The following is a 12,968-nucleotide window of genomic DNA, read 5'->3' on the forward strand; positions in this document are numbered from 1 at the left end:
GAACGCATGATTAAACAACTAAGAGCTTTGCCGTATACGAAGAAAAAAGAGCTGTACGGCTTTCTATTCGTGCTTCCCTGGGTGCTCGGCTTTATCTTGTTTTTCGCAAAGCCGTTGTTCACGTCGCTCCTTTATTCGTTTCAAAACATGGAGATGACGCCCGAAGGGCTGCGCGGTGTATTTATCGGCTGGGACAATTTTGAGTACGCCTTGTTCAAGGACCCGGCTTTCATCAGAGAAGCGGCTAATTCCTTCATTAACATGCTTTACGGCGTTCCGCTGATCCTCGTGTACAGCTTGTTCGTGGCCGTGCTTTTGAAAAAAAAGTTTCGGGGCAGAGGGTTCATGCGGGCGGTATCCTTTCTACCCGTTATTATCGCCTCCGGCGTGCTTATGCAAATTTTGAAGGAGGATGTGTTCTCTGAAGGGATGCGAGGCGGAGCGGGAAGTGTGTATTTGTTCACGGGAGCCGGCATTAACGGCATTCTGCAGGAGCTTGGGCTGGGGGCGCAGCTAATTGAAATTTTCAATAACGTGATCGCCCGCATTTTTGACTTGACGTGGCGGTCCGGCGTGCAGGTGCTGCTCTTTTTGGCAGGGCTGCATGCCATTCCGGGATATTTGTACGAAGCTTCTTCGATCGAAGGGGCGAGGCCTTGGGAGCAGTTTTGGAAAATAACGCTGCCGATGCTGACGCCGATGATGATGCTGAATATCATCTATACGATTATCGATACGTTCACGGATTATGGTAACAGCGTCATTCTGATGATTTACAATACGGCTTTCTCGCAGGTCAGGTTCGGTTACAGCAGTGCGCTCGCGTGGCTGTATTGCCTGCTGATTGCCGTGTTCCTAGGCGTTGTCTATATGCTGCTCAAGAAACGCATCGTCTACATGCAGGATTAAACGGAAAGCGGGGAACCCGAATTGAACGCAACCATTCAGAAAAAGCAGCTGAAACGGGCCAGGAAGATTTTCTCTTCCGTCATTCGCTTCGCGCTGCTGGCGGCACTGGCCTATCAACTACTGTATCCGCTTCTTTACATGCTCAGCATGGCGCTCCGCCGTCCGGAGGAGGCGATGGATCCGAGCGTCATCTGGGTGCCGAAAAATTTTACATTAAGCAATTTCACCGACGCGCTGCGCGTAATGGACTTCTGGGACGCGCTGCAAAACAGCATGATCATCGGCGTCGGCTGCGGGCTGCTGGATGTATTGTCCTGCGCCTTCGTCGCCTATGGATTCGCGAGATTTAAATTCCGGTTTTCGGGACTTTTGTTCACGCTCGTCATCTTGACGCTGGTCGTGCCGGTACAGACCATTATTTTGCCGCTTTACGCGGATATGAAGTACTTTGATGCTTTCGGCATCATGAAGCTGACAGCGATGGCGACAGGCGGACCGGAATCCATTAGTCTCGTCGGCAGCTACTGGGCGTTCTACCTGCCGTCGATGCTCGGCATGGGTCTGCGCTCCGGATTGTATATTTTTATCTTCCGGCAGTTTTTCAAAGGGATGCCAAACGAGCTGGAGGATGCAGCTTATATGGACGGCTGCGGCCCGTTCAAAACCTTCTTTACCGTCATGCTTCCAAATGCGAAGAACGCGATCATTACCGTATTTCTATTCTCCTTCGTGTGGCATTGGAACGAGTTCTACATGTCGAATCTGCTGCTTGGCAATTTGAAGAAAAACTTTGCAATCGCCTTATCCTCGCTGCGCGTTGATCTGCAGTCCGTCGTCAATGTGCAGACCATCAGCGATCCGCTTGTCATCGTCACGCGAATTCAGGCAGGCGCTTTGCTCGCCATCCTGCCGCTGTTCATTCTTTATCTGGTCACGCAGCGATACTTCACGGACAGCATTGAGCATGTTGCGATTAAATAAGGCGAATGAGCCGGATAGAGCTGTTTATGAAGGGAGGCGAGGCCCGGTAGTTGACGTAGAGGCTAAGAACAATCCGCGTTTAACAAGAATGTTTTGCACGCAAACCAGTTTACTCAAATAAGGGGAGGTTTTTTAAAATGGTCAAAAATATGAAATCACTCGCGCTGATGTTGGCTGCTATTATGATGATCGTCACGGTAATGGCCGGCTGCTCCGGCAATAATGCTGGCAATGCAAAAACAAATGAAGGCGCCGCGAACAGCGGCGGCAGCAAGCCGGAAGCAGCGGAAGAGACAAAGGAAGAAGCGGCTAAGCTCGAAAACGGCAATATTACCATTTTATACCACACGTCCAAAGAGCAGTATGAACAGAATAAAGCGGCAAACCCGGCTGCTTATGACGCAGTATGGGAAACCGTACCGCAGTTCGAGCAGACTTTCGGCGGTAAAGTAAACGTGATCACGGTACCGTGGGGCGACCAAAAGTCGACGCTTATTTCGATGGTCAACGCAGGCGATCAAGTTGACGTAGCGCAGGCAAACGATCAAAATTTCCCTGTGTATCCTTTGAAAAAAATCGTTCAGCCGCTTGATCAATATATGGATATGGCAGATCCTACCTGGAATGCATCGGTTACCAAAGCGTTCACATTCGGCGGCAAGCCTTATGCGGCAGGCGCAGGCGCGGCTCCGATCGTCATCTACTACAACAAAACGCTGTTTGACAACAATGGCGTGAAATCGCCAGGCGAGCTTTACAGCGAAGGCAACTGGAACTGGGATACGTTCCGCACGACTGCGCTAGAGCTTACGCAGGATACGGACAGCGACGGCAAAAACGACCAATTCGGCTTTGGCTGGTGGGATGCAGGCTATCCGCTGATGGTTGCGTCGAACGGCGCGACATCTCTTTCTTACAATGAGGATGGCTCGATCACTTCGAATTATGAGTCCGACAACATGAAGGAAGCGATGCAATTCACGCAGGATGCGCTGCTTAAGGATAAATTCATCGACAAAGACAAAGAAGGCGACTACTTCAACGCGGAGTTCAAAAACGGCAAGCTGGCTATGACGGCAGAGTACGGCTTCGGCGGCTTCACCGTCTTTAAAAGCGATTACGAAATCGATTTTGTACCGGTTCCGACAGGTCCAAAAGGCACGAAGGATGTTGGTCCGGGCGGAATGTCCGGCTGGTCGATTCCGACGGTATCGAAAAACCCGCAGGGCGCTGCTGTATTCATCAAGATGATGTCCGAGAACGAAATGAAGATAGCAACGGAAAATAATGTGAAGCAATTTGGTCAAGAGAAGGTTGATCAAATGAACGAGCTTGGCGGCAAAATCCTATTCACGCCGATCGGCGTAGAAAAGTACTGGGATGCAAACACGGCTGCTTTGACAGGAATCAAGGACGGCACGCCGGTAGGGACGTTCGCGGCTACTGCCAAAGCGATGCTGGAGGAAGGCATTAAAATTACGCTGACTCAATAAGTAGAACAGAACTTTATCCGCCGTCATGCACGCATGGCGGCGGGTATAGTTATAAGCGCTCAGACAGGAGGAGAATGATATTTTGACAAAAATGCCGAAGGCGCTTATGGTTGCCGCGATTAGCTTGGCCGCTGCTGCCATGTTTAGCTCCTGCAGCGGCGAAGATACGAGAAATCCTGGCGTGACGGAAGCACCCGGCAGGGCGGCTGCTGCGGAGCCTGCCGAAGCGGCAGCGCCGGCAGCTGAGGCAAAGCAAGCGGAGGACCGGTTGTTCTGGAAGCCGCCCGAGGGCTGGGTCGGCGATGTGATGCCGTTTAACGATAACGGTCAAATCCATTTATTTTATTTGCAGGACTGGCGTGACGGCGCGCCGGGCTTTCATCCGTGGCATCTTGCTTCGACAGCTAATTTGACGGACTATTCGTACGCCGGGGAGTCGATCCCGTTCGGGGAAGAGCATGAGCAGGACCTCGCGCTTGGCACGGGCAGCGTCATTAAGGCTGGCGATACGTACCATGCTTATTATACCGGCCACAATTGGAAATTCCCGCAGGAGGGCAAGCCGAAGGAAGCCGTTATGCATGCGGTCAGCAAAGATTTGAAAACGTGGACGAAGGCGGAAGAGGATACCTTTTATGCGCCAGCAGGCTATGAAAAAGACGATTTCAGAGATCCATATGTCCTGTTTAATGAGGAGCAGGGCGAATATTGGATGCTGGTTAGCGCCAGGAAGGAAGGCACGGGCGGCGTCATCGCGGTACTCGCTTCAAAGGACCTCAGCAAGTGGGAGGTTCGCGAGCCGCTCTCGGTCGAGGCATCGTCCTCGTTCTTCATGCTGGAATGTCCGGACGTTTTCCGGATGAATGGCAAGTGGGTTCTCGTCTTCTCCGAATTCAGCGACAAAAAGGCAACGCATTATCGCGTAAGCGATACGCTTAACGGTCCTTGGGAGAAGCTGGATAAGGATGTGTTTGACGGCAGAGCGTTTTATGCGGGAAAAACCGGCAGCCTTGGTGAGCGGCGGTTCCTGTTTGGCTGGGTGCCTACGCGCCAGCTGGAGAAGGATTATATGAAATGGGACTGGGCCGGCAATATGGTCGCGCACGAGATGACACTCGGCAAGGATGGCCGGTTAGGCGTAAAGGTGCCGGATGAGGTGGACCGCTTATTGTCGAAGAAGGCGGAGCTTGGAGCGGCTCGCCAGCTTGGCAGCGTGACCGGAAATGGCGACGAGACGGTGCTTGACGGAGAGGCAGGCGTAGGAGGCATTATTTTTGGCCAAATGCCGCAAATGGCGAAGATTACCGGAACGGTTCGGTTCGATAAGAAGGTCTCTTACAGCGGCCTTGTGGCTGGCGTAGGCGAGGAGCCGGAGAAGGCATACGGGATTCAGATCGAGCCTGCCAAGGATCGGATCCGCTATGACGTGGCGAACGGCGAAACGCTTCCCTCCATCGAGCCGGATGTTCAGGTGCCGATTGACTTTGAGCCGGGCGTTGATTACAAGTTCACCATCGTGATCGAAAACGACGTGGCCGTCTTTTATATCGGTGATTCCGCGCTTACGACTAGAATTTACAAAATGCCGGAGCAGGCCTGGGGCTGGTATTCAAGAGGCGGTAAAACAACGCTTTCGAAGCTTGAGCTCTTCGTTCCGGCGCCTTAAGTAAACGTTACATGGGGGGATCAGCGTGACCGAATTATTCAAGGAGCCGTTCCGGCCGCAGTACCATCTAACGCCGCCGCATGGACCGATGAGCGATCCGAACGGCATGGTGTTTTTCGAGGGTGTGTACTACCAGTTTTATCAGTTTACGGGAAGATGGGGGCATGCGGTCAGCCGTGATCTCGTTCATTGGGAGCATTTGCCGCTGGCACTTGATGCCGATGAGCTTGGCGATATATGGTCGGGCTGCTGCGTCGTGGATAAGCAGGATTCGAGCAGCTTGTTCGGCGGCGCAGCGGGGCTGGTCGCCATATTTACCCATTATAAGGAAGGCTTGCAATCGCAAAGCATCGCTTACAGCCGGGACAATGGAAGCAGCTGGACCAAATATGCCGGCAATCCCGTTATCCCTAATCCGGGTGTTCGCGACTTTCGTGACCCGAAGGTGCTGTGGCATGAGCCGAGCGGCAAATGGGTGATGGTCGTCTCCGTTGACAAAAGGGTTCATTTCTACTCGTCCGGCAATTTGACGGAGTGGCGCTTCGAGAGCGAATTTGGCGAGGGTCAAGGCTCTCAAGCCGCCGTATGGGAGTGCCCCGATCTGTTCCAGCTTCCGGTAGATGGCGATTCCGGGCACCGGAAATGGGTGCTGCACGTCAGCATTGGCGATAACGAGGAAACGGACGGCTCAACCGCGCAATATTTTATCGGCGAGTTTGATGGACGCCGCTTCGTAAACGATGATGCGTCTGGCGGGCATATCCGGTGGACCGATTACGGCCAAGATTTTTATGCGGCGGTCACCTACTCCGATATTCCGCAGGAGGACGGCCGTACCATTTGGCTCGGCTGGACGTCCAATTGGAAATATCCGTTCGCGGGACCGACAGAGCCGTGGAAGGGCGGCATGTCGATCCCCCGCGCGCTTGATCTGAGAACCGCAGCTGACGGCGCGATCAAAATTTGCCAGCAGCCGATCGATGAGCTTGAACAGTTGAGAACGGAAGCGCTGCGGCTAACTTTCGTAGAGGCGGCGGATCAAGCCGTGAAGCTGGATTTTCAAGGCACCTCTTATGAGCTGATCGCGACTATCGAGTGGGAGGATGCCGATATGATCGGCCTACGCGTACTTTGCTCGGATACAGGGTCCGAGGCGACGGTTATCGGCTACGAACCGGCGAATCAGACGGTATTCGTGGATCGGATGCAAGCCGGAAAGAGCGATTTCATTAATCGCGGGGGCGAACCGTTTCATTTTGGCAAGCGGTTTGCCGCGCCTCATCAGACAGCTCATAACCGCATTAAGCTGCATGCTTTTGTCGATGAGTCAGTGGTTGAGCTGTTTGTTGATGACGGAGAAACGGTATTTACGACGCTCTTGTATCCGTCGCCCGGCAGTCATGGACTTGAGTTATTCGCGAGCGGCGGGACTGCCTTGTTCCGAACGGTTGACGTCTATAAGCTGCAGTCCATTTGGAAATAGAAAAATAGCCAGTAAGGATAGGTGATTGAGTTGGAAAATACGACAAGCAAGCATAGCAAGCATCAAGCTTTCATCGCGCAAGCCGAAGAAGCGCTGAAAGAAAACAGCAGCGCCATGGATACGACGTTCCGGCTTCATTATCATATGATGCCGCCGGCGGGCTGGATGAACGACCCGAACGGGATGATTTATTTTAACGGATATTATCATTTGTTTTATCAGCATGATCCCTATCAGGCAAAGCAGGGACCCATGCACTGGGGGCATGCCCGGAGTAAGGATCTTGTGCACTGGGAGCATCTGCCGGTTGCGCTTGCGCCATCTGAAGATTACGACAAGGGCGGGAATGGCGGTCAAGGCTGCTGGTCAGGCAGCGCCGCTCTGCATAACGGGACGTTAACCCTGATATATACGGGGCATGTCGACGGTAAAACGCCGGAGGAGGTTCAATGTCTGGCGACAAGCGCGGACGGCGTGACGTTCCATAAGCACGAAGCCAATCCGGTTATCGGTGACTCGCCGGACCCCGTGTGCTTTGGCTTCCGCGATCCGAAGGTATGGAAGCACGGAGACAAGTGGCATATGGTGGTCGGTTATGGCAAAGACGGACTTGGCAAAGCCATTATTTATACGTCGAACGATTTGCTGAGCTGGGAATATCAAGGTGCCGCAGTGGAAAGCGATGGAACGATGGGCGATATGTGGGAATGTCCGGACCTGTTTCCGCTCGGAGGAGATGACCGGCATGTGCTGCTCATTTCCCCCATGAACATTGCGCCGGTCAAAAACTTGTATTTGTCGGGAACTTTCGATTATGAAAGCTGCCGCTTTGTGAAGCAGCAAGCTGAGCAAATCGACTACGGCTTCGATTTCTATGCGCCGCAAACGCTGATTGACGACCTTGGCAGAAGAATTATGATCGCATGGATGAACATATGGGGAGCTGCAATGCCGGAGCAGGCGCATGGCTGGCTCGGGGCGATGACGCTGCCGCGCGAGCTGAAGCTGGCAGCGGACGGGACGCTGCGAAGCCATCCGGTGCCGGAGCTATCCGTACTGCGCGGACAGCATATTTCCGCTGCCGATATCGCTCTGGCGGACGGCGGTCTTACGGCTATAGATAACGTTCAGGGTGATTCGCTCGAACTCGATATCGTGTTTGATTTGTCTAAATCGAGTGCATCGGAGCTTGGACTTCGTGTTCGATGCTCCGGGGACGGCTCTTCGTACACGGAGATCCGTTACGCGATCGCTGAGCAAAGACTCTATATGGATCGCAATTTAGGCGGAGCGGGCGATGGCGGAGTAAGCGAAGCGCCGCTGGGGCAGCTGGAGGACGGACGATTGCGGCTGAGGCTGTTTATCGATCGCTCCTCGCTTGAATTATTTGCAGGTGACGGGCGCATCGCGATCACGAATCGGGTTTATCCGGATCCGGCTAACGTCGGCATCGGCTTCTTCGCCCGCCAAGGAACGGCGGTTATCGAAACGCTGGACGCATGGGAGTTGAGTTCGATTTGGTAATGGATGCGAATATTACCTACGGATTAGACGTTGTCGCGCTGGGCGAGCTGCTGATCGATTTCACGCCGAATGGCGTTTCAGAGCATGGGCAGCTGCTGTTTGAGCGCAATCCGGGCGGCGCGCCCGCGAATGTGCTGGCTGCTTTAGCCAAGCTTGGCTGCAGCACCGCCTTTATCGGAGCGGTAGGGGATGACGCTTTCGGTTATTATTTGAGCGACGTGCTTGCGCTAAGCGGTATTCAAACGGAGGGGCTGTTGTTTTCGCCAGAGGCTGGCACGACGCTTGCTTTCGTCCATCTGGATGACAGCGGCGATCGATCCTTCTCGTTCTACCGGCAGCCGGGCGCCGACCAGATGCTGCGTGCGGAGGATGTTAACCGAGGGCAGATCGATACGGCGAAAATATTCCATTACGGCTCCATCTCCATGACGCACGAGCCTTCGCGGACAGCGACGCTTAGTACAGCCGCCTATGCGAGAAGCAAGGGGCTGCTCATCTCCTTTGATCCTAATTTGCGCTTATCGCTGTGGGACAATGAGGCACTCGCGAAGGAGCGTATTTTTGAAGGGCTGCAGTATGCGGATGTGGTGAAGCTGTCGGAGGAGGAGCTGCTTTTTTTAACCGGAACGAGCGAGCTTGAGAAGGGCACGAAGCAGCTATCGGAGCAATTTCCGACGCTTTCCATGCTGCTCGTGACGCTGGGGGCGAACGGCAGCTATTGCCGTGCAGGCGAAGTCACCGCTGCTCATGCCGGCTATAGCGTCGAGATCAAGGATACAACAGGCGCGGGGGATGCCTTCTTGGCCGGTATCCTTTACGGGCTTCTTACGAGACTGGCGGCCTCACAAAGGGAGTGGACGCAGGAGCAGCTGGGTACGATACTTGCATTCGCGAATGCGATGGGAGCTTTGGCGGCGACCGGCAAGGGCGCGATTCCATCGATGCCGTCGCGAGAGGCGGTTACTGCGCTCGCCGGAGCGTCGGTCATTAGCTTGGCGTAGCTTTCGATAATCAGGAGAGACCGCATGCGCCTTCGCTTTCATTTGAGCACCTCCCGAATTTTACGAGACATAATCCCCGCTGTAGCTGATGAGCACCGCATTGCGAACGCCTGCCAGCTCCGTCATTTGGTTAACGAAACGGCCGGTTTCATCGCGCAGACGAATTTCTAGCGTCATTTCGATATTGCCTTGCGTCACCGTTTTTTGCTTCACATTGTAACGCTTCACTAAAGTACCGACTTGCTTGTGAACCAGCTGCTCCGTTGCATCGCTGTCGCAGTTAACGACGAGCAGGTATGGCGTTTCAACGGAACCGCCTTTGACGAAGAAGAAGAGAATAAGGCCGACGATGACAGAACCGATTACCGCAAGCAGGAAGAAGCCCGCGCCCGTTACGATGCCTGCAACCGCAGCCCAGAAGAGGAAGATCAGATCGGTTGGATCCTTAATCGGCGTTCTAAAACGTACGATGGACAGCGCGCCGACCATACCGAGCGACAGCACGAGATTGGAGTTAATGGCAATAATGACGACAGCCGTAATCATCGTCATGCCGATAAGTGAAACGTTAAAGCTTTTCGAGTAAAGCACACCGCTAAATATCTGTTTGTAAAGCAAGAAAATGAACAAGCCGAGCAGAAAAGCGACACCAAGCGTAATTAAAATCTTTGATAGGCTGATGTCAGAAGCAAAGTTCTCCAGCACTGATTTTTTTAATATATCGGTAAAATTTGTCGTAGCGTCCGTCGTTGCGGCAGCGGTTACAGTCGTTTCCATTTTAATAATCCTCCCAAGTGTTGAATTTCAAATGTTTGCGGCAGATGACGTATTTTGAAGCCGATTGCCGGTTTAAGCCTTCAAGCTGCAAAGCGATTTTGATATAAGCCGGAATGTACGCATCGTACTTGACCTCCAGGATGATCAGGTCATGATCGAGGGCGCGGATAGGCTCCAGGCTTTCATTAAAAATATCGACTGCGTGCAGTCCGGTGCGCAGCGCCTTATCGAACGTGATCCGCACGTTGCCGTTCTCGCATACATATGGCTCGCGGACATAATCGACGATGACCTTCGGCCGCAGCAGATTATGCTTCATTTCATCATGTATTTCGTTCAAAAGCGGTTTGTCCGGCCCTTTCAGCACATCGTGATCGCCGGCCATCAGCTTGTCGTACATATCTCTGGTGAGCGGCTCCTTCACCTTGGCGATATACTCTTTGAATTTAATTTTTTTCTCAAAGTGAATGATGTTATCTTGGCCGTTGTAGATGCGGATACGATATTTAACCCGATCCCGGACGCCGCCCAGCTTCTCGTGCAGGGCCTTGTTATTCATATCATCAAAGTACAAGCTTCGGATATGATACTCGCCTGTCGGGCCCGCATGCTTGTCTTGCTGCATCAGATCTTTCAGCCTCTGGCGTATAATGAAGAATTGATGATAATTAATGAAAAATTTCAATTCGTTGCGGTAGTTCAGATCCTTGTTCATCTCACACCTCTTTTCTTGTTCAGCGCCCCTTATTGCTTACAAAAGCTATTGTACCGGCCTTTACTTATTCTTTACTTAAGGCGGGCTGAAAGATTGCTGAATGCGCCTTATGCGGCGGTTTTTGATATGACGATGTTTGTAATAAAATGGCCTCTTGTAAAGACATTGAAAATAAAAATGGCTGTCGAGGTTTCTCGACAGCCTGGCTCTATATCTATTGATATAGTTTATAAAGAAGCTTTCCAATTTGAACTTTACTTGGCTTTACGGAGCGACTTCAGTAAAAGTCGCATCGGCGTTAAACGTCGATCCTGATCCAGCCTGAGCATACAATAGATAATTGGAGTGGCGCAAATATTTGGTCGAATCCGTCCACATTTGGTAGGACGATTTTTGGGCATCCGCTAATCCAGCTACGCGGCGGAAGGTTGCCTCATTTTTGAAAGTTGTCGTACTATCGTTCACATCCAGCCATACCTCTCCATTGGAACGGACACGCAGGAAGCGACCTGGGAAGTTGACGGACTCGAACGAAACTCCGTTCGAATCGGCCAATCCGGCAACCATCTTGAACTGTGAGTCTTGAACCGGAGAAACATTGGCATCTATCCGTCCACGATTGTTAGAGTGCCGCACGTAACGGTCCGGAAAGTTATAAGATTGCAAGCGAACGTTTACGGATATCGGTTCGAGCCTCCACTGCTGATTATTGCCAAGAACATAGCGCCATTGCTGTAAAAGGGCTCCATCTGCTGTGGAGTTACCTTCCACTTCACCTGGCTTGTTGCTATGCACAGGTGTGATGCGATGATAACCGCTGCCTACAGGGAGAAAAGAAAATTTCTGATTGTCTCCGCCATTACTGCTCCACAACTGAAATTTGGCGCCATGATCAAGAGACGCACTTGCTACATCCAAAAACTTTCCGCTTCTTACATCCTTAACGCTGTATTGGCCGCCGCCAAGATGTGTTACCGTCCACTGCTGATTCGTTCCCCCATTGGGTGTCCATTGTTGTACACTTGAACCATTTGCTGTTCCGGCTGCATCCAGAGCCTTGCCGGTATGGCGCACAATGATACGATAAGTGCCGTCGGGAATATTTCCGCTAGGAAGAGTTGCCGTTCCGCCGCTGCCGGATGGCCGGGTATAGAGAAGTGTACCGAATCCGGGTTGATCATACGTCGAAGCGTGTGAAGTGCCTGAGTTCGGACCGCCTTCCGGTCTCAATAGCTGGGCGCGTGCGGCAATATTGGGCACCGACAGCCCCTTGCGGTTAGCGTAATGGTTATAAATCATTTCCCAAACCGGACGCGGTTCATTACGGCTGGCGCTGGATATTACCGTTTCTGTTTGAACGGCGCCGTTTGTGCCTGTGCCCCTTTCGTAGGTCGCAAACGGTACGTTATCATCTCCGTTGTTATATTTGGCGACGTATTCGGCGGCGCGCATAAAGCGGTTATTTGCCCACCCGTACAAATCGTCGCCCTGATTCCAAGCCATTTCAGCCGTTGAAGCCATTAATCCGATGCCCATTTGCGTGTGCGCCTGGTCGCGCCCGGACTCCTCCCACTGTGCGAGCCCGCCCGGGTGCAGGAACGGAATCGCATTATAGATGGAACCGTTTCCAGCACCGTGTTTAAAATATTCTATTCCGATGTTGTAGATATCCAGGCGGTCAGTAAAAATGCCAATCGCAACCGTCGCCGCCATATTGCACAGATCCCAGTTCGCACGGTAATTCTGAATGTGTGCGTCGTTGTGATCCCCACCGAATTCATTGCCAATAAGGAAGCGCTCGTTAAGAGGCTTATAAAATACATTGAGCAGCATGTCTTGCATCTGGGTCACGTTGAAACCGGAATAGCCGCGCATAATCTCTGACACGTTAGCCAGCTGATATCCGAAAAGTCCGGCAGCCAAATAGCGGTCGGCATTGCCAGAGATCGTCGTAAGGGTGGACGACCAGGCGTTCAGAATGTTGCGCGCCGTGTCGCCGTTAGCCGTGTTGCCTGTGATCTTCCATAGTAAGGCATTCTGGTAAGCACGGGCAACATCAATGTACAACAAGGATACATTGTCGCCATCGCCGCCGCGAATGATCGTAGCCGTAGCGCGCGGGGTCCAATTGGACGATGAATACGCACTGTTGACCAGTTGGTTATAACCGTCCAGATAGGGCTGCGTGCCTGCATTTACCATCTGCGTCATTCGATCGAAATCCGCCTGTGTGTGCAGTATGCCAGGATGTACAAAGGGAATTGTAGCTGCTTGCGCCCTTTGCCCTTCATTAACATACACTCCCATGCTCATCAGAAGACTTAAAATAATTGAAAACGCTAACATCTTCTTCATCACAAATCATCTCCTTTAAACTTTGATAACAAAACAGAGCGGGGACTGCGCTTTTTTCCAATAC

10 protein-coding genes are annotated in these 12,968 nt (G+C 52.3%); 7 read left to right on the forward strand and 3 right to left on the reverse strand.

Annotated features, from left to right (window positions below; all coding sequences use genetic code 11):
- Positions 1-6: 6 nt before the first annotated feature.
- The 7 genes from ASG81_RS10520 to ASG81_RS10550 all read left to right on the forward strand — a co-directional run bounded on the left by ASG81_RS10520 (position 7) and on the right by ASG81_RS10550 (position 9,057).
- The gene (locus tag ASG81_RS10520; protein ID WP_056633072.1) at positions 7-909 is read left to right on the forward strand and encodes a carbohydrate ABC transporter permease; all 903 of its coding nucleotides are present in this window, start codon (positions 7-9) and stop codon (positions 907-909) included.
- A 21-nt stretch (positions 910-930) separates the two neighbouring features.
- Entirely contained in the window at positions 931-1,890 is a 960-nt protein-coding gene (locus ASG81_RS10525) for a carbohydrate ABC transporter permease (RefSeq protein ID WP_056633075.1), read from the forward strand.
- A 137-nt stretch (positions 1,891-2,027) separates the two neighbouring features.
- Positions 2,028-3,383 (forward strand): ABC transporter substrate-binding protein, encoded by a 1,356-nt coding sequence (locus ASG81_RS10530; protein WP_056633078.1) that lies wholly within the window; start codon positions 2,028-2,030, stop codon positions 3,381-3,383.
- Between the two features lie 91 nt (positions 3,384-3,474).
- A complete protein-coding gene (locus tag ASG81_RS10535) occupies positions 3,475-5,049 on the forward strand; it encodes a glycoside hydrolase family 32 protein (protein WP_235548815.1) in 1,575 nt (524 codons plus the stop codon).
- A 25-nt stretch (positions 5,050-5,074) separates the two neighbouring features.
- Positions 5,075-6,532, forward strand: a complete 1,458-nt coding sequence (locus ASG81_RS10540) for a glycoside hydrolase family 32 protein (protein WP_056633084.1) — start codon at positions 5,075-5,077, stop codon at positions 6,530-6,532.
- A gap of 30 nt (positions 6,533-6,562) precedes the next feature.
- Positions 6,563-8,056: a glycoside hydrolase family 32 protein gene (locus ASG81_RS10545; protein WP_056633087.1), complete on the forward strand. Its 1,494-nt coding sequence runs from the start codon at positions 6,563-6,565 to the stop codon at positions 8,054-8,056.
- Positions 8,056-9,057, forward strand: a complete 1,002-nt coding sequence (locus ASG81_RS10550) for a PfkB family carbohydrate kinase (protein WP_056633138.1) — start codon at positions 8,056-8,058, stop codon at positions 9,055-9,057. Before ASG81_RS10545 ends, ASG81_RS10550 begins: the two co-directional genes overlap by 1 nt.
- A gap of 60 nt (positions 9,058-9,117) precedes the next feature.
- Here the strand turns inward: ASG81_RS10550 and ASG81_RS10555 are convergent, their stop codons facing one another.
- The 3 genes from ASG81_RS10555 to ASG81_RS10565 all read right to left on the reverse strand — a co-directional run bounded on the left by ASG81_RS10555 (position 9,118) and on the right by ASG81_RS10565 (position 12,904).
- Positions 9,118-9,834, reverse strand: coding sequence for a DUF4956 domain-containing protein (locus ASG81_RS10555; RefSeq protein ID WP_056633090.1), 717 nt, complete (start codon positions 9,832-9,834; stop codon positions 9,118-9,120).
- A 1-nt stretch (position 9,835) separates the two neighbouring features.
- Complete coding sequence (locus ASG81_RS10560) at positions 9,836-10,549, reverse strand: polyphosphate polymerase domain-containing protein (RefSeq protein WP_056633094.1); 714 nt, start codon at positions 10,547-10,549, stop codon at positions 9,836-9,838.
- 264 nt (positions 10,550-10,813) lie between these two features.
- A complete protein-coding gene (locus ASG81_RS10565; protein WP_200961472.1) occupies positions 10,814-12,904 on the reverse strand; it encodes an RICIN domain-containing protein in 2,091 nt (696 codons plus the stop codon).
- Between the last annotated feature and the right edge of the window lie 64 nt (positions 12,905-12,968).

The sequence above is a fragment of the Paenibacillus sp. Soil522 genome (assembly GCF_001428245.1).
GTDB lineage: Bacteria > Bacillota > Bacilli > Paenibacillales > Paenibacillaceae > Pristimantibacillus.

Coding starts and splice junctions, on each gene's coding strand:
- ASG81_RS10520 (WP_056633072.1), top strand. CDS start 7: ATGATTAAACAACTAAGAGCTTTGCCGTATACGAAGAAAAAAGAGCTG.
- ASG81_RS10530 (WP_056633078.1), top strand. CDS start 2,028: ATGGTCAAAAATATGAAATCACTCGCGCTGATGTTGGCTGCTATTATG.
- ASG81_RS10535 (WP_235548815.1), top strand. CDS start 3,475: ATGCCGAAGGCGCTTATGGTTGCCGCGATTAGCTTGGCCGCTGCTGCC.
- ASG81_RS10550 (WP_056633138.1), top strand. CDS start 8,056: ATGGATGCGAATATTACCTACGGATTAGACGTTGTCGCGCTGGGCGAG.
- ASG81_RS10555 (WP_056633090.1), bottom strand. CDS start 9,834: ATGGAAACGACTGTAACCGCTGCCGCAACGACGGACGCTACGACAAAT.
- ASG81_RS10560 (WP_056633094.1), bottom strand. CDS start 10,549: ATGAACAAGGATCTGAACTACCGCAACGAATTGAAATTTTTCATTAAT.
- ASG81_RS10565 (WP_200961472.1), bottom strand. CDS start 12,904: ATGAAGAAGATGTTAGCGTTTTCAATTATTTTAAGTCTTCTGATGAGC.